General features: G+C 62.0%; 15 protein-coding genes. 10 read left to right on the top strand and 5 right to left on the bottom strand.

What is annotated here, in order from left to right; translation table 11 throughout:
• Nucleotides 1–36: 36 nt before the first annotated feature.
• Nucleotides 37–1,251 carry a phosphoserine phosphatase SerB gene (gene serB / locus HDC32_RS21785; protein ID WP_053139356.1) on the top strand — a complete coding sequence of 405 codons (1,215 nt, stop codon included), beginning with the start codon at nucleotides 37–39 and terminating at the stop codon, nucleotides 1,249–1,251.
• Nucleotides 1,252–1,362: 111 nt separating this feature from the next.
• On the opposite strand, the gene asd is transcribed toward serB, so the two are convergent.
• Genes asd through HDC32_RS21770 form a run of 3 tightly spaced genes read right to left on the bottom strand, consistent with a single transcriptional unit; the run spans nucleotide 1,363 to nucleotide 4,648 of the window.
• Nucleotides 1,363–2,223 (bottom strand): archaetidylserine decarboxylase, encoded by an 861-nt coding sequence (gene asd / locus HDC32_RS21780; RefSeq protein WP_131696777.1) that lies wholly within the window; start codon nucleotides 2,221–2,223, stop codon nucleotides 1,363–1,365.
• 16 nt (nucleotides 2,224–2,239) lie between these two features.
• Nucleotides 2,240–3,055, bottom strand: a complete 816-nt coding sequence (locus tag HDC32_RS21775; protein ID WP_131696776.1) for a rhodanese-like domain-containing protein — start codon at nucleotides 3,053–3,055, stop codon at nucleotides 2,240–2,242.
• Nucleotides 3,056–3,112: 57 nt separating this feature from the next.
• Nucleotides 3,113–4,648 (bottom strand): HDOD domain-containing protein, encoded by a 1,536-nt coding sequence (locus HDC32_RS21770; RefSeq protein WP_145336011.1) that lies wholly within the window; start codon nucleotides 4,646–4,648, stop codon nucleotides 3,113–3,115.
• Nucleotides 4,649–4,815: 167 nt separating this feature from the next.
• Between HDC32_RS21770 and motA the strand changes: the two genes are divergently transcribed.
• Nucleotides 4,816–5,667, top strand: a complete 852-nt coding sequence (motA, locus tag HDC32_RS21765; RefSeq protein WP_099583685.1) for a flagellar motor stator protein MotA — start codon at nucleotides 4,816–4,818, stop codon at nucleotides 5,665–5,667.
• Nucleotides 5,668–5,670: 3 nt separating this feature from the next.
• Entirely contained in the window at nucleotides 5,671–6,693 is a 1,023-nt protein-coding gene (gene motB, locus HDC32_RS21760) for a flagellar motor protein MotB (protein WP_131696774.1), read from the top strand.
• A 49-nt stretch (nucleotides 6,694–6,742) separates the two neighbouring features.
• Here motB and rsgA read toward each other — a convergent pair whose 3' ends face one another.
• Nucleotides 6,743–7,774, bottom strand: coding sequence for a small ribosomal subunit biogenesis GTPase RsgA (gene rsgA / locus HDC32_RS21755; protein WP_053139368.1), 1,032 nt, complete (start codon nucleotides 7,772–7,774; stop codon nucleotides 6,743–6,745).
• 108 nt (nucleotides 7,775–7,882) lie between these two features.
• On the opposite strand from rsgA, the gene orn reads away from it, so the two are divergent.
• The gene (gene orn, locus HDC32_RS21750; RefSeq protein ID WP_010213620.1) at nucleotides 7,883–8,425 is read left to right on the top strand and encodes an oligoribonuclease; all 543 of its coding nucleotides are present in this window, start codon (nucleotides 7,883–7,885) and stop codon (nucleotides 8,423–8,425) included.
• A gap of 182 nt (nucleotides 8,426–8,607) precedes the next feature.
• Nucleotides 8,608–9,225: a trimeric intracellular cation channel family protein gene (locus HDC32_RS21745; RefSeq protein WP_184745712.1), complete on the top strand. Its 618-nt coding sequence runs from the start codon at nucleotides 8,608–8,610 to the stop codon at nucleotides 9,223–9,225.
• Here the strand turns inward: HDC32_RS21745 and queG are convergent.
• The gene (queG, locus tag HDC32_RS21740) at nucleotides 9,222–10,286 is read right to left on the bottom strand and encodes a tRNA epoxyqueuosine(34) reductase QueG (RefSeq protein ID WP_131696773.1); all 1,065 of its coding nucleotides are present in this window, start codon (nucleotides 10,284–10,286) and stop codon (nucleotides 9,222–9,224) included. The genes HDC32_RS21745 and queG overlap by 4 nt on opposite strands.
• Nucleotides 10,287–10,349: 63 nt before the next feature.
• Here queG and HDC32_RS21735 point away from each other — a divergent pair, with 63 nt between their 5' ends.
• From HDC32_RS21735 to miaA, 5 genes are read left to right on the top strand one after another with little or no spacing between them, the layout of a single operon-like run.
• Nucleotides 10,350–11,210 carry an NAD(P)H-hydrate dehydratase gene (locus HDC32_RS21735; RefSeq protein WP_131696772.1) on the top strand — a complete coding sequence of 287 codons (861 nt, stop codon included), beginning with the start codon at nucleotides 10,350–10,352 and terminating at the stop codon, nucleotides 11,208–11,210.
• A complete protein-coding gene (gene tsaE / locus HDC32_RS21730; protein WP_131696771.1) occupies nucleotides 11,198–11,668 on the top strand; it encodes a tRNA (adenosine(37)-N6)-threonylcarbamoyltransferase complex ATPase subunit type 1 TsaE in 471 nt (156 codons plus the stop codon). The genes HDC32_RS21735 and tsaE overlap by 13 nt, the downstream gene beginning before the upstream one ends.
• Before the next feature lie 15 nt (nucleotides 11,669–11,683).
• Complete coding sequence (locus HDC32_RS21725) at nucleotides 11,684–13,105, top strand: N-acetylmuramoyl-L-alanine amidase (protein WP_131696770.1); 1,422 nt, start codon at nucleotides 11,684–11,686, stop codon at nucleotides 13,103–13,105.
• Complete coding sequence (gene mutL, locus HDC32_RS21720; protein WP_131696769.1) at nucleotides 13,105–15,018, top strand: DNA mismatch repair endonuclease MutL; 1,914 nt, start codon at nucleotides 13,105–13,107, stop codon at nucleotides 15,016–15,018. Before HDC32_RS21725 ends, mutL begins: the two co-directional genes overlap by 1 nt.
• On the top strand, nucleotides 15,018–15,989 hold the full coding sequence (gene miaA / locus HDC32_RS21715) for a tRNA (adenosine(37)-N6)-dimethylallyltransferase MiaA (protein WP_053139381.1): 972 nt from the start codon (nucleotides 15,018–15,020) through the stop codon (nucleotides 15,987–15,989). Before mutL ends, miaA begins: the two co-directional genes overlap by 1 nt.
• Nucleotides 15,990–16,079: the final 90 nt, after the last annotated feature.

Here is a 16,079-nt window from a genome sequence, read left to right as displayed (position 1 = left end):
GTAGAATGCGGTTTTTTTCCAGCCTGGGGGTGCGCCTTGCGCGAAATTGTCCTGATTAACATCACTGGGGAAGACCGCCCGGGTCTTACCGCAGCCATTACCGGCGTTCTGGCCCAGGGTGGTGTGAACATTCTCGACATCGGCCAGGCGGTGATCCACGACACGCTGTCGTTCGGCATCCTGGTGGAAATTCCCAGCACCGAGCAGGCCTCGTCGGTGCTCAAGGACATCCTGTTTACGGCGTATAAGCTCGATCAGCAGGTGCGTTTCACCCCGGTATCCGAAGAGGATTACCAGCAGTGGGTGGCCGGCCAGGGCAAGAAGCGCCATATCGTGACGCTGCTGACCCGCAAGGTCACCGCCGAACAACTGCAGCGCGTCAGCTCCATTACCGCGCAATATGGTTTGAATATCGACCATATCGACCGTTTGTCGGGTCGCATGCCATTGGACACCCCGGCCGACAAGGGCAAGGGCTGCATCGAGTTCTCCGTGCGTGGTGAGCCGGCCGACCCGCAGGCCCTGCGCGCCGAATTCCTCAGCGTGGCCCAGGAACTGAATGTCGATATCGCCTTCCAGGAAGATTCGCTGTTCCGTCGTAACCGTCGCCTGGCGGTGTTTGACATGGACTCCACGCTGATCGAAGCCGAAGTCATCGACGAACTGGCCAAGGCGGCCGGCGTTGGCGAGCAGGTTTCCGCGATCACCGAGCGCGCCATGGCCGGGGAATTGGATTTCCGCGCCAGCTTCAAGGAACGCCTGGCCTTGCTCAAGGGCCTGGATGTGAGCGTGCTGGACTCCATCGGTGCGTCGCTGCGCCTGACCGAAGGCGCCGAAACCCTGTTCGCCGAACTCAAGCGCCTGGGCTACAAGACGGCGATCTTGTCGGGCGGCTTCACCTACTTCGCCAAGCAGTTGCAGGCCAAGCTGGGCATTGACTATGTGTTCGCCAACGAACTGGAAGTGGTCGATGGCAAGGTGACCGGCGTCGCGGTCGAGCCGATTGTCGACGCGCAGCGCAAGGCGGATCTGCTGAAGGAATTGGCCCACAAGGAAGGTTTGCGTCTGGAACAGACCATTGCGGTCGGTGACGGCGCCAACGACTTGCCGATGCTGGCAATCGCCGGTTTGGGCGTGGCGTTCCGCGCCAAGCCATTGGTCAAGCAATCGGCCAAGCAGGCGATTTCGACCTTGGGGTTGGATGGTGTGCTGTATCTGCTGGGCTTTCGCGACCGCGACGGTCAGCTGTAACTGACTAAATGTGGGAGGGGGGTTGCCCCCGATGGCAGTGGTTCAGTCACTGATGTGTTGACTGATACCCCGCTATCGGGAGCAAGCCCCCCTCCCACATTGGGTTCGGCGTCAGGCTTTAGGTAAAGCGATGCCTTGGCCCATCTGCACCGGCGAACCCGCCACCAGTTCCTCAGCCCACTTCACCTGATCCGGTCCGAACAGCACGATCGCAGTGGAGCCCAGCTTGAAGCGACCCAGCTCCGCACCCTTCTCCAGGTGAATCGGCGCGCGGGCGGCTTCGTCATAGCGGAAGGTTTTCAGCTCGCGCTTCGGCGGAGTCACCAGGCCGGCCCATACGGTTTCAATCGACGCGACAATCATCGCCCCCACCAATACCACCGCCATCGGGCCGCGTTCGGTGTCGAACAGGCAGACAACACGCTCGTTACGCGCAAACAATTCCGGCACGTTTTCGGCGGTGGTCTGGTTTACCGAGAAAATCCGCCCAGGCACGTAGACCATCTCACGCAGGGTACCGGCCAGTGGCATATGCACCCGGTGGTAGTCTTTCGGCGACAGGTAGATGGTGGCGAAATCGCCGCCCATGAACGGCGCAGCGACCGCGGCATCACCGCCCAACAGTTCCAGCACGCTGAAGCTGTGGCCTTTGGCCTGGAACACACGACCGTGCTCGATGGGGCCAAGCTGGCTGACTGCGCCATCGGCTGGGCTCAATACTGCGCCAGGGGTCTGGTCCAGTGGGCGGGCGCCGTCTTTCAGGGCGCGGGTGAAGAAGGCGTTGAAGTGCTCGTAAGCGGTCACGTCCTCCACCAGCGCCTGGGACATGTCCACTTCGTAGCGCTTGGCAAACCAGGTGGTGAAGGCATTCTTGAACCAGCGCACGCGGCACTCGGCGATGCAGCCGGCCAACCGCGACAGCAGGTGGTGCGGCAGCAGGTACTGGCTGAGGATAAACAACTGCTTTTTCATTGACTGTCCTTAAACCTTAAATCTCGACGGGGGTGTCGGGGTGGTTGCCCCATTCGCCCCAGGAACCGGCATAACCTTTGACTCGCGGATAACCGAGCGCCTTGGCCACCAGGTAGGTGAAGCCAGAGCGGTGATGAGTCTGGCAGTGGGTGATGATTTCTTTGTCTTTGGTCAGCCCGAGGCCTTCGAGAATCTGCGGCATGTCACGGCGGATGCGCAGGTTGCGCTCTTTGTCCATGCCGGCCGTCCATTCGAAGTTCACCGCGCCGGGGATATGGCCGCCTTTGGCCGCAAGCACCTTCTCGCCGGAATATTCCAGCGGGCCGCGCGCATCCCAGATCCCCAGGTCGGCAGCGCCGAGACGGCTTTGCAGGTATTCGCGGGTAGCGGTGGGGCCGTCGTGCAGCGTGAGACTGACCGGGCCGCCAGCCGGGGCGGGCACGTCGGTGGAGAGCGGGTGCTTGCCCTCCAGCCACGCCAGCAGGCCGCCGTCCAGGTAGTGGTATTTCTGGTGGCCGATCACGTCGAGCATCCAGATAAAACGCCCGGCCCAGCCACCGCCTTCGTCGTCATAGACGACGTAGGTAGCGTCGGGCGTGTGGCCCAGTTCGCCGAACAGTTTCTCAAGATCGGCCTTGCCGGGCAGCAGGCCGGGTGCCGGCGCCTGGCCCAGTTGGGTGCGCTTGGGGTCAACGAAATGCGCGCCGGGGATGTGCCCTTCGGCGTAGCGGGCGGCACTGGTGAGGTCCACCAGAATCAGGTGTTCGGCATCCAGTTGACCGAGCAGGTCACTGGATTCGATCACCAGCGGCAAGCCAGAGAAGTCAGGCATGTGAGGTCTCCTGGGCACAAATGTTGGCGATAAAGGACGGCGATTGTAGCGCAAGCATCAAGCGCTGCGGTTGGTAAAGCTGTGCAGGGCTTTCTCGATGCATTGGGCGGTTTTACCGAAGGCCTGCACGGTGGTTTCCGAGAACGGCCCGCCGCCCTGGTCGGCGACCATCACCATCACCACGCGCCCGTTGCAGCTCATGGAGCGCAACAACAGGTGCTCGCCGGTGAACAGGCGGCGCAGGATCGGCGGCAGCAGTGCCGAGAACTGGGCGTGGTTTTCCGGTGTGAGGCGCACCTGGGCGGACTTTTCCAGCAGGCGCTGCAGCAGCGTGCTGTTGACCACATCCAGGCTCAGGTTGGCGGCGTCCTTCGGCAGGCCGTCGGCCTGATGCACACGCAAGGTGCTCAGGGCACGATCGGCCATGAACAACAGGACGCGCTGCATGCCGCTGGCCACCAGGGCTTCCTTGGCGCACGTAGTCAAATGCATGGCGTTGGCAAAGCGGCTCGGCTCCACCAGCAGTTCGGTACAACGCTTGCGCCAGACGGCCAGGGCTTCGGCGGTGGGCGGTGGTGCGGGCAGCAGGCCGCGATGAATCTTGTGTACATGCCAGGGCCAGATCAGCGACAGCGCCGGGTGCCAGAGATCGGGCATCAAGGTGTCGCGGGCACTGGTGACCGCTTGCTGGTGGACCTGTTGCTGCACGTCGCTCAGGGGCTGTTGCAGGTACAGCGCGGTGAGGTATTGCCAGCGCTCGGTGTGCGGGCAGGTCCAGGATTCCTGGGCCGACATCGCCAGGCCGTTGGCCAGCAGCACCGTATTGGCCGGCTGATTCAGCCAGCGGCGCAGGTTGGGTTCGGCGTCGAGCAATTGCTGGTGGCGCAGGGGGGCGTCTTCGCGGGCGATATGCAGGGCCTTGACCAGCAAGCGCTGCTCGGTCCGCAGCAGGGTATACCCCTGGGACACCCAAATCGGCAGGTGCCAGGTCTCGGTTAGGCCGAGGCACAGGTCCAGCAGGCGCACGCCGAACAATGCCTGTTCGACCTTGCGTGCCGACTCGCCCTTGTGGATGACCCGCAGTTCCCACTCCTCCAAAAGCTTGGGGTAGGCAACGGCCATCGGCCACAGCGGTGAAAGAAACAGCAGGCTGCCCCAATGAATGTCCTGCCACAGCCGCGCCAGGCGGCTGCCGAACAATCCATTGGCTTGTTGCGAGGCGTGCTGGCTGACCAGCAACAACTGGCGCAGCGCTACGGGAATTTCATGGGCCGGCACCGACGGCAGGCGTGCCAGCAGTTCCTCGGCGCGTTTGAGGCCCAGACGGTTAAGCGCCACTTCGAGGTTTTCCGCCGGCGCTGTCAGGCTGCCATGGGTGTGGCTGTTGGCCTCGCGCATGACGCTGAGTACGAGGGCCGGGCTGTTTTGCATCAGCTCGGCAATATCTCGCAACGAACTGCGGCTATCGCGGATGGCTTTGCATACGCGGTCATGGCTGGCCTGTGGAACAGGCAGCAGCACCTCGTCCAGGCGCTTGATCCAAGCGGCTAGAGAAGTAGGTTTTGCAGTTGGGACTGTCGTTTCATTAGCCATGATTGGGGCGCGATCATCACTTGCGGTCAACACGCCCGGAGCGGGCCGAACTGGCTTTTCGCCTTAACGGGCTATAGTCTGGCGCAGTTTTGCCGATAAGAGGAACAAGAGTTTTTCAGTTCCCCCAAATATGTCCATGAACCCGACGGCGCAAGTACTCATCTCCTATGGCTAAAATTATCGGCATTATCGTCGTCTTCGCGAGCGTGCTCGGCGGCTACGTCCTGTCCCACGGTAAAATTGCGGCACTGATCCAGCCTTTCGAGGTGCTGATTATTGGTGGTGCGGCACTGGGTGCCTTTCTGCAGGCGAACCCCGGCTACATGACCATGCACGTGGTCAAGAAGTCGCTGGCAATGTTCGGTTCGCGTTTCACCCACACCTTCTACCTGGAAGTGTTGGGCCTGGTTTACGAGATCCTCAACAAGAGCCGCCGCGAAGGCATGATGGCCATCGAGGCCGATATCGAAGACGCTGCGGCCAGCCCGATTTTCGCCAAGTACCCGGCCGTGCTCAAGGATGAGCGCATGACCGCCTACATCTGCGATTACCTGCGCATCATGTCTTCCGGCAACATGGCCCCCCATGAGCTGGAAGGCCTGTTCGACATGGAATTGTTCAGCCTCAAGGAAGAGCTGGAGCATCCCTCCCATGCAGTCACCGGTATCGCCGACGGCATGCCCGGCTTCGGTATCGTCGCGGCGGTACTGGGTATCGTGGTGACCATGGCCTCCCTGGGCGAAGGTGATCAGGCGGCTATCGGCATGCACGTAGGTGCGGCGCTGGTGGGGACCTTCTTCGGTATTCTCGCGGCTTACGGCTTCTTCGGCCCGCTGGCGACCTCCCTGGCCCATGACGCCAAGGAAGAAATCAACCTGTACGAATCGATCAAGGCCAGCCTGGTGGCATCCGCTTCCGGCATGCCGCCATCGTTGGCGGTGGAGTTCGGTCGCAAGGTCCTGTACCCGAAGCATCGCCCAAGCTTCGCCGAGCTGGAACAAGCGGTTCGCGGTCGCTAAGCCATGGAAAACAACCAGCCGATAATCATCAAGCGCGTCAAGCGCTTCGCTGCGGGGCACCATGGCGGTGCCTGGAAAATCGCCTTCGCCGACTTTGCCACGGCGATGATGGCGTTCTTCCTGGTGCTGTGGCTGATGTCCACGGCCACGCCCGAACAGAAGATCGCCATCGCCGGCTACTTCAAAGACCCGATTGGCTTCTCGGAAAGCGGTACGCCGTTCGTGATCGACCTGGGCGGCTCGCCGCAACTGGCGCCTGAGCGCACCATCAACCCGGAAGTCAAAACCGAAGCGCCGCAGGAAAAAATCCCGATCGAGCGCGATACCGTCGAAGCCATGGCCGAGCAGGTCGAGCACGAACGCCTTGAACTGTTGCTGCAAGAGTTGCAGAACAAGGTCGAGGAAAACCCGCAACTGCTGAAGTTCAAGGATCAGATTTCGTTCGAGATCACTCCGGATGGCTTGCGCATCCAGATCACCGACGCCGCCAACCGGCCGATGTTCGACTCTGGCAGCGCACGCTTGAAACCGTACTTTGAGGACATCTTGTTGGCCATGGCCGACACCATCAAGGCGGTGCCGAACAAGATCAGCATCAGCGGCCACACCGATGCCAAGCCTTACTCGGGCCAGGGTGACTTTGGCAACTGGGAGCTTTCCGCCAACCGCGCCAACGCGGCGCGTCGTGCGCTGGTGGCCGGCAGCTATCCGGACCCGCAAGTGGCGCGGGTGGTGGGTTTTGCGTCCTCGCAACTGTTTGATGCGAAGGATCCGTTCAACCCGATCAACCGTCGCATCGATATCGTTGTGCTGACCAAGAAGGCTCAGCGTGCGATTGAAGGTGATCAGCCCGCGCCACCACCGGTCCCAACTCCGGGAGCGGGTGCGCCAGGTGAGGTGCCGCCCGACCCAAACGCCATTCCGCCCGGCCAGGAGCCATTGCCGGCCCATGAGCTGCGGCAGAAGCTGAACCTGTTTGATGAGGGTGGGGTGAAAGACCCTACGGTGCCTGGGACGGGTTCCTAAGTCACCTACAATAAGGCCGCGATGATCGCGGCCTTATTGTTTCGCAAGTTTAGTAACTACTTTCCGGCAAGCTCGCAATAATCGACCGATAGCTGTTCATGCGCTGCTGCTGCACGCGGCCATCTTCCAGCGCCTTGAGCAGGGCGCAGCCCGGCTCGCGATCGTGTTTGCAATCGCGGAAGCGGCAGGTGCCGATCAGGTCGTTGAATTCGATAAAGCCCGCTTCCACGTCGCTGCGGCTGACGTGGCCGAGGCCGAATTCACGGATACCCGGGGAGTCGATCAACTCACCGCCGCCCGGGAAGTGGAACAGCCGCGCCGTGGTGGTGGTGTGGGTGCCCTGGCCGGACAGCTCCGACAGCGGCCCCACGCGGGTATCGACTTCCGGCAGCAGGCTGTTGACCAGTGAGGATTTGCCTACGCCCGACTGGCCGACAAATACGCTGATACGCCCGTCCAACTGCTGTTGCAGCTGTTCCATGCCGTTGCCGTGGTGGGCCGAGACTTCCAGCACCGGGTAGCCCAGGGTGCGGTAGACCGCCAGCAGCGCGTTGAGCGCCGGGGCATTCTGCTCGTCGATCAGGTCGAATTTGTTCAGCAGCAACAGCGGGCGAATGCCGGCATGCTCGGCCGCCACCAGGTAGCGGTCGATCAGGTTGGCATGGGGCTCGGGCAGCGGTGCGAACACGATCACGATCATGTCGACGTTGGCCGCTACCGGCTTGAGCTGGCCGCGGCTGTCGGGGCGGCGCAGTTCGGTGGTGCGCGGCAGCTGGGCGACGATCACGCCGATGCCTTGGTTGCCGGCACGCCAGACCACCTTGTCGCCGGTGACCAGCGCAGGCAGGTTGGCACGCAAGTGGCAGCGGAACACCTGGCCCGCGAGTTCGCCTTCCAGCGCCTCGACTTCGACCTGTACACCAAAGTGCGCGATCACCAGGCCCGTCTGTTCGGGGCCCAGGTCGCCGCCCTCGAGCGCGTCCACGGCGGAGGATTCACGTTTGGCGGCGCGTGCAGCGCGTTCACCTTGAATCTTTTCGATGCGCCAGTTTTGGCGACGATTGAGCTGGCGTTTGGCCATTGGTGTTCCGTGTCGATAATGCAAAGGTTAGGTAAAACGGTCGCGAGTCTAGCACGGCCCCGCCTGCTAAACTGCGCAGCTACGCCAAGGTGCCAAGAGAATCAAGCCATGCAAAACCCACAGAACCTGATTTGGATCGATCTGGAAATGACCGGTCTGAACCCTGACACCGACGTCATCATCGAGATGGCGACCATTGTCACCGACAGTAATCTCAATACCTTGGCCGAAGGTCCGGTGATCGCCATCCACCACAGCGATGCCGTGCTCGCCACCATGGACGAGTGGAACACCCGCACCCACGGCAACTCCGGCCTGACCCAGCGTGTGCGTGACAGCCGCATCAGCATGGCCGAAGCCGAAGCCGAAACCATTGCCTTTCTGGAAAAGTGGGTGCCGAAGGGCAAGTCGCCGATCTGCGGCAACAGCATCTGCCAGGACCGCCGCTTCCTTTATACCCACATGAAGGCGCTGGAAAGCTACTTCCACTACCGCAACCTGGACGTGTCCACCCTCAAGGAGCTGGCCGCGCGCTGGGCGCCGGAAGTCAAAGACAGCTTCCATAAAGGCAGCACCCATCTGGCGCTGGATGATATTCGCGAGTCGATCGCCGAGCTGCAGCACTACCGCAAGCATTTCATCAAGGCTTGAAACGCAGGCTGCTGACCGGGCGCCTTCGCAGGCAAGCCAGCTCTCACACTTGAATGTATTCCCAGGTCCAAGTGTGGGAGGGGGCTTGCTCCCGATGGCAGGCAACTCGATTTATCGCCAGGCGCCCCCTTTTGGTGCCATCAGCAAATGATTAGACTGCCGGCCTCTTTGCAAGGATCGCCATCATGCTGCTGATGCTCTACCTCATCGCCATCACCGCCGAAGCCATGACCGGCGCCTTGTCCGCCGGCCGGCGCGGCATGGACTGGTTTGGTGTGGTGCTGATCGCCTGCGTGACGGCGCTGGGCGGCGGCTCGGTGCGCGATGTGCTGTTGGGGCATTACCCGTTGACGTGGGTCAAGCATCCGGAATACCTGGTGCTGACCTCCGTCGCGGCGCTGGTGACGATCTTTATCGCACCGTTGATGCGTCACCTGCGCTCGCTGTTCCTCGCGCTGGATGCCGTGGGCCTGGTCGCGTTCACGCTGATCGGCTGCATGACCGCCCTGGAAATGGGCCACGGCATGCTGGTGGCATCGGTCAGCGGGGTGATCACCGGCGTCTTCGGTGGCATTCTGCGGGATATTTTCTGCAACGACATTCCGCTGATCTTCCGCCGTGAACTGTACGCCAGCGTGTCATTCCTCGCCGCCTGGTTCTACCTGCTGTGCCTCTACCTGGAACTGCCCAGCGAGCAGGCAATTCTACTGACGCTGTTCAGCGGCTTTCTATTGCGCCTGCTGGCGATTCGATTTCACTGGGAAATGCCCAAGTTCGTCTACAGCGACGACGTGCACTAGCGCGCCGCGTGCTGGTTCAGCGCCCATTCCACATGCTCGCGCACCAGCTCCGACGGATAATCCCGACGCGCCTTCAAGGCTTCCAGTACCGGGATGCTCGACGGCGCGTTGCCCAGGCCCACCGCCAGGTTGCGCAGCCAGCGTTCATAACCGGCACGGCGCAAAGGTGAACCTTCGGTACTGCTGAGGAATTTATCCTCATCCCACAGGAACAGCTCCGCCAGTTCTGCGTTATCCAGGTTGTGCCGTGGCTTGAAATCGCTTTCGGCGGTAGGTCGCGCGAAACGATTCCACGGACAAACGATCTGACAGTCATCGCAGCCGAATACCCGGTTGCCGATCAGCGGGCGCAGGTCTTCAGGGATTGCGCTCTTGAGTTCGATGGTCAGGTAGGAAATGCAGCGCCGGGCGTCCAGCACATAGGGGCCGACAAACGCATTGGTGGGGCAGATATCCAGGCAGGCGGTGCAGCGGCCGCAGTGTTCGGTACTGTGCGGTGGATCGACCGGTAGCGGCAAATCCACAAATAGCTCGCTCAGGAAGAAATAACTGCCGGCCTTGCGATTGAGCACCAGGGTGTTTTTACCGATCCAGCCAAGACCGGCTTGTTCGGCAATGGCTTTTTCCAGCACGGGCGCGCTGTCGACAAAGGCACGAAAGCCGAAAGGCCCGATCTGCGCCTGGATACGGTCGGCCAACTGTTGCACGCGTTTGCGGATCAGCTTGTGGTAGTCGCGGCCCAGGGCGTAGCGCGAGATGTAAGCCTTTTCCGGTTTTGCCAGCAGTTGCGCCATCTGGGTATCGCCGGGCAGGTAGTCCATGCGCAGCGACACCACGCGCAGGGTGCCCGGCACCAGTTCGTCCGGGTGCGAGCGTTTGCTGCCATGGGCGCCCATGTAGTCCATCTCGCCGTGGTAGCCCGCGTCGAGCCAGCGTTGCAGATGGTGTTCATGCTCAGCCAGGTCAAGGCCGCTGATGCCGACTTGTTGAAAGCCCAGCTCGCGCCCCCAGTCTTTGATCGATTGGGCGAGGGCGGGCAGATCGGAGGTAATAGCGGGCATGAGACACGGGAAACCACAGGTTAGATGCGTATAATTCTGCCAGACATCGGAGCTTGAAGACGCATGCCGCAGACAAAACACGAAATAACCGACGTTCAGCCTTTGTTGCATGGCCATTTGCCGCAACTGGCTGCGCGTTCACCGGACGCCCATAAAGGCCAGTTCGGTCACCTGCTGATGATTGGCGGCGACCGGGGCTTTGGCGGCGCCGCGCTGCTCGGCGCCGAAAGCGCCTTGCGCAGTGGTGCGGGCATGGTGTCCCTGGCCACTCGCCTTGAGCATGTGCCGGCCGCGCTGGCCCGTTTGCCGGAAGTCATGACCGTCGGCGTGAGTTCGGCCAACCAGTTGATGGGCTTGCTGGAAAAAATCTCGGTGATCGTCATTGGCCCCGGCCTGGGCGAAGCCGCCTGGGGTAAAAGCCTGTTGTCTGTCGCAGCCAATGCACGGCAGCCGCAGGTCTGGGACGCCGATGCACTCAATCAACTGGCGACTGGCAGCGTGAGCTTGCCAGCCCATTGCGTGATCACCCCGCATCCGGGGGAGGCGGCGCGATTGCTGGGGATTTCGACAGCCGAGGTTCAGGCCGACCGTCTTAAGGTGGCGCGCGCGTTGAGCCAGAAATTCAAGGCAGTGGCCATCCTCAAGGGTGCTGGCAGTTTGATTGCCAGTCCGGACGGGCGCGTTTCGCGCTGCGATCAAGGCCATCCGGCGATGGCGACGGCGGGCCTCGGTGATGTTTTGGCCGGCCTGGTGGGTGCGCTGCTGGCCCAGGGCATGCCGGCCTATGAAGCAAGCTGCCTGGCCGTCTGGTTGCACGCCACGGCAGGGGATCGCCAGGGCAGCTTTGGTCGCGGGCTGGCCGCCAGCGACCTGATACCCGCCATTCGTCAATTGCTGGAGGAACAGTCGCCGTGTCTGAAGTAATCCTTTTCCTGGCCGATGAAGAGGCCATGGTGGCGTTAGGTCAGCGTATTGCGCAGGTCACGGCCGGGTCAGGGCTGATTTTTCTTGAAGGCGACTTGGGGGCAGGCAAGACCACACTGTCCAGGGGCATCATTCGCGGGTTGGGCCACACGGGGGCGGTAAAAAGTCCCACGTTCACTCTGGTTGAACCCTACGAGATCGGCGCAGTGCGGGCTTTCCACTTCGACCTCTATCGCCTGGTGGATCCCGAAGAACTCGAGTTCATGGGCATCCGTGATTACTTCGATGAGGACGCGCTGTGCCTGATTGAGTGGCCAGATAAAGGCACAGGCTTTTTGCCAAAGCCGGACCTGACCATTACCATTACGCCGCATGATCACGGACGTCAGCTGAAGTTGTTGCCCCAGAGTGCGCGCGGTGAGTCGTGGTGCGCTGCTCTGGCTTTGGAATTCAAATAATTGGTGGGGTTAGGTATGCGCTTTCGCGCGTTGGTTGCTGTCGTAGGGGTGTTGCTTGCGGCAATGACTGTCAATGCTCTGGCTGCTTCACAGGTGAAGAGTGTTCGCCTGTGGCGAGCGCCGGATAACACGCGACTGGTGTTCGACCTGTCTGGCCCGGTCCAGCACAGTGTCTTTACCCTAACGGCGCCTGATCGGCTGGTGATCGACATCAACGGTGCGACCCTGGCCGCGCCGTTGAACGTGTCCACCGCCAATACGCCGATTACCGCCATGCGCTCGGCGCAGCGCACGCCGACTGACCTGCGGGTAGTCATCGACCTGAAAAAGGTCGTGACCCCGAAAAGCTTCTCCCTGGCGCCAAACGCCCAATACGGCAACCGGCTGGTAGTCGATCTGTTCGACAACGCCGCCGATGCCGCGCCGCCGCCTGCGCCAACTCCAGCCGTGGCAACAGTGCCGGCAGTACCGGTCAACCCGTCCCAACCCCAGGTCAAGCTGCCACCGCCGCCGCCAGCCCCGGCCGGCAAGCGTGACATCATCGTGGTGATCGATGCCGGCCACGGCGGCGAAGACCCGGGCGCCTCTGGTTCGCGCGGCCAGCATGAGAAAGACGTGGTGCTGGCCATCGCCCGTGAACTGCAGCGCCAGGTCAACGGCATGAAAGGCTACCGCGCCGAACTGACCCGTACCGGCGACTACTTCATTCCGTTGCGCGGTCGTACCGAAATCGCCCGTAAGAAGGGCGCCGACCTGTTTGTCTCGATCCATGCCGACGCCGCACCTTCGGCCGCCGCCTTCGGTGCTTCGGTGTTTGCCCTGTCGGATCGCGGCGCCACGTCCGAGACCGCCCGCTGGCTGGCCGACAGCGAAAACCGTTCCGACTTGATCGGCGGGGCTGGCAACGTGTCCCTCGATGACAAGGACAAGATGCTCGCCGGTGTACTGCTTGATCTGTCGATGACGGCTTCGCTGACCTCCAGCTTGAACGTCGGCCAGAAGGTGTTGAGCAACATCGGCCGTGTGACCTCGTTGCACAAGCAGCGCGTGGAGCAAGCCGGGTTCATGGTGTTGAAGTCGCCGGACATCCCATCGATCCTGGTGGAAACCGGGTTTATCTCCAACGTCAACGAAGCCTCGAAGCTGGCCAGTGCCAGGCACCAGCAGGCCTTGGCGCGTTCCATCAGCGCCGGTGTCCGCCAGTTCTTCCAGCAGAACCCGCCGCCGGGCACCTACATTGCCTGGTTGCGCGACTCCGGCAAAATCGCCCAGGGCCCGCGTGATCATCGCGTGCAACCGGGCGATACGCTGGCCATGCTGGCGGTGCGGTTCCAGGTTTCGGCCGCGTCCTTGCGCAGCGCCAACAACCTGAAGACCGATGAGTTGAAGGTCGGCCAGGTGTTGACCATCCCTGGCACTGAATTGGCGGCACAGTAATGAGCGAATCAACCTTGAACAGCGGGTCGCGCATTGAATTGCTCAGCCCGCGCCTCGCCAACCAGATTGCGGCGGGCGAGGTCGTCGAGCGCCCGGCATCGGTGATCAAGGAGTTGCTGGAGAACAGCATCGACTCCGGCGCCAAGCGCATTGATGTCGACGTGGAGCAGGGCGGCGTGAAACTGTTGCGCGTGCGCGACGACGGCAGCGGGATCTCCTCCGATGACCTGCCGCTGGCCCTGGCCCGCCACGCCACCAGCAAGATTCGCGACCTGGAAGACCTTGAGCGCGTGATGAGCCTGGGCTTTCGCGGTGAAGCATTGGCCTCCATCAGCTCCGTGGCGCGCCTGACCCTGACGTCGCGCACCCGTGATGCCGAGCAGGCCTGGCAGGTGGAAACCGAAGGCCGCGACATGGCGCCTCGGGTCCAGCCGGCTGCGCACCCGGTGGGCACCTCGGTGGAAGTGCGCGACCTGTTCTTCAACACCCCGGCGCGGCGCAAATTCCTCAAGGCCGAAAAAACCGAATTCGATCACCTGCAAGAAGTCATCAAGCGTCTGGCCCTGGCGCGTTTCGATGTGGCGTTTCACCTGCGCCACAACGGCAAGACCATCCTCAGCCTGCACGAAGCCCACGACGACGCCGCGCGCGCTCGCCGGGTGTCGGCCATCTGCGGAGCGGGTTTCCTGGAGCAGGCGCTGCCGATTGAGATCGAACGCAATGGCCTGCGCCTTTGGGGTTGGGTGGGCTTGCCGACCTTCTCCCGCAGCCAGGCGGACTTGCAGTATTTCTTTGTGAATGGCCGGGCGGTACGCGACAAACTGGTGGCCCACGCAGTGCGCCAGGCTTATCGCGATGTGCTGTTCAACGGGCGGCATCCGACCTTTGTGCTGTTTTTCGAGGTCGACCCTTCGGTGGTCGACGTCAACGTGCACCCGACCAAACACGAAGTGCGCTTCCGTGACGGGCGCATGGTGCATGACTTCCTCTATGGCACCTTGCACCGTGCCCTGGGCGATGTGCGCCCGGATGACCAGTTGTCTGCGCCCATCGTGACGGCGGTGGTGCGTCCGAGCGGCCCCGAAGCGGGCGAGTTTGGCCCTCAAGGCGAAATGAGCCTGGCGGCAAACCTGCTGCAATCGCCGCAACCCCAGCCGAGCTACACAGCGCCGGGCTCTGGCTCGGGAGCGGGTTATCAGTACCAATACACACCGCGTCCGCAATCGGCTGTGCCGGTCGCCGAAGCGCAGGCTGCCTATCGTGAGTTTTTTGCGCCGTTGCCAGGGGCCGAGCCGGGCGCAGTGGCCTTGCCGGAAGGTGGCGGTGATATTCCACCGCTGGGCTACGCGTTGGCGCAGCTCAAGGGCATCTACATCCTCGCGGAAAATGCCCATGGCCTGGTGCTGGTGGACATGCACGCCGCTCACGAGCGGATCATGTACGAGCGCCTGAAGATCGCCATGGCCAGCGAAGGCCTGAGTGGCCAGCCGTTGCTGGTGCCCGAATCCCTGGCCGTCAGCCAGCGTGAGGCCGATTGCGCCGAAGAGCATCACGCTGTGTTTCAAAAACTGGGCTTCGAGTTGCAGCGCCTGGGTCCGGAAACCCTGGCCATTCGCCAGATTCCCGCACTGCTCAAGCAGGCCGAGGCCAACCGGCTGGTCGCCGATGTGTTGGCTGACCTGATGGAGTACGGCACCAGCGACCGTATCCAGGCACACATCAATGAACTGCTCGGTACCATGGCCTGCCACGGCGCCATCCGCGCCAATCGCCGCCTGGCCTTGCCGGAAATGAACGGCCTGCTGCGCGACATGGAAAACACCGAACGCAGCGGTCAGTGCAACCATGGCCGTCCGACCTGGACCCAGATGGGCCTGGACGATCTGGACAAACTTTTTTTGCGCGGCCGTTGATGAGCGCCTTGCCCCCCGCGATCTTCCTGATGGGCCCCACGGCCGCCGGCAAGACCGACCTGGCCATCGAGCTCACCAAGGTGCTGCCGTGCGAACTGATCAGTGTCGATTCTGCCCTGGTTTACCGGGACATGGACATCGGTACCGCCAAACCCTCAAAAGAGCTGCTGGCGCAGTATCCGCACCGGTTGATCGACATTATCGACCCGGCCGAGAGCTATTCCGCAGCGGATTTCCGCACTGACGCCCTGGCCGCCATGGCAGAGATCACTGCGCGGGGCAACATCCCGTTGCTGGTGGGCGGCACGATGCTCTACTACAAGGCTTTGCAGGAAGGGCTGGCCGACATGCCGCCCGCCGATGCCCAGGTGCGCGCCGAGCTTGAAGAAGAGGCCGCGCGCCTTGGCTGGCAAGCCCTGCACGACCAATTGGCAGTGGTTGACCCGGTATCTGCCGCGCGCATTCACCCCAATGATCCCCAGCGCCTCAGTCGCGCCCTGGAAGTCTGGCGGGTCAGCGGACAGACCATGACTGAACTGAGGCTGAAACAAACTGCGCAAAGTGCTGACGCAGGCGCATCTGGACAGTCACAATTGCCCTATACTGTGGCGAATCTGGCCATCGCTCCGGCAAATCGCCAGGTGCTGCATGAACGAATTGCACAAAGATTCACAATTATGTTGGAACAGGGGTTTGTGGACGAGGTCGTAGCACTGCGTTCAAGAGGTGACCTGCATCCAGGGTTACCTTCGATACGTGCTGTAGGCTACCGCCAAGTCTGGGATCATCTGGATGGCAAGCTGACGTCAGCTGAAATGCAGGAGCGCGGCATCATTGCCACGCGCCAATTGGCGAAGCGCCAGTTCACCTGGCTGCGCAGCTGGAGCGATTTGCACTGGTTGGACAGCCTGGACAGCGACAATCTGTCACGCGCCTTGAAATACTTGGGAACGGTCTCCATATTGAGCTGAGTCCTTGCAATTGCCGTCTATCCTTGGGGGTGTGGCGGCCATAAGCTATCTATTTTCCGATTTTTTATTATTGATCCTTAAAGGAGTGCG

The sequence above is a fragment of the Pseudomonas sp. JAI120 genome (assembly GCF_014207255.1).
GTDB lineage: Bacteria > Pseudomonadota > Gammaproteobacteria > Pseudomonadales > Pseudomonadaceae > Aquipseudomonas.
Note: the sequence above shows the minus strand (reverse complement) of the source record. Positions and strands in the feature narration are given on the sequence as shown.

What these genes read in the sequence shown, in the direction of transcription:
- HDC32_RS21770 (WP_145336011.1), bottom strand. Translation starts at nt 4,648, where the DNA reads ATGGCTAATGAAACGACAGTCCCAACTGCAAAACCTACTTCTCTAGCC.
- HDC32_RS21725 (WP_131696770.1), top strand. Translation starts at nt 11,684, where the DNA reads ATGCGCTTTCGCGCGTTGGTTGCTGTCGTAGGGGTGTTGCTTGCGGCA.
- mutL (WP_131696769.1), top strand. Translation starts at nt 13,105, where the DNA reads ATGAGCGAATCAACCTTGAACAGCGGGTCGCGCATTGAATTGCTCAGC.
- motB (WP_131696774.1), top strand. Translation starts at nt 5,671, where the DNA reads ATGGAAAACAACCAGCCGATAATCATCAAGCGCGTCAAGCGCTTCGCT.
- rsgA (WP_053139368.1), bottom strand. Translation starts at nt 7,774, where the DNA reads ATGGCCAAACGCCAGCTCAATCGTCGCCAAAACTGGCGCATCGAAAAG.
- HDC32_RS21775 (WP_131696776.1), bottom strand. Translation starts at nt 3,055, where the DNA reads ATGCCTGACTTCTCTGGCTTGCCGCTGGTGATCGAATCCAGTGACCTG.
- miaA (WP_053139381.1), top strand. Translation starts at nt 15,018, where the DNA reads ATGAGCGCCTTGCCCCCCGCGATCTTCCTGATGGGCCCCACGGCCGCC.
- orn (WP_010213620.1), top strand. Translation starts at nt 7,883, where the DNA reads ATGCAAAACCCACAGAACCTGATTTGGATCGATCTGGAAATGACCGGT.
- motA (WP_099583685.1), top strand. Translation starts at nt 4,816, where the DNA reads ATGGCTAAAATTATCGGCATTATCGTCGTCTTCGCGAGCGTGCTCGGC.
- HDC32_RS21735 (WP_131696772.1), top strand. Translation starts at nt 10,350, where the DNA reads ATGCCGCAGACAAAACACGAAATAACCGACGTTCAGCCTTTGTTGCAT.
- queG (WP_131696773.1), bottom strand. Translation starts at nt 10,286, where the DNA reads ATGCCCGCTATTACCTCCGATCTGCCCGCCCTCGCCCAATCGATCAAA.
- asd (WP_131696777.1), bottom strand. Translation starts at nt 2,223, where the DNA reads ATGAAAAAGCAGTTGTTTATCCTCAGCCAGTACCTGCTGCCGCACCAC.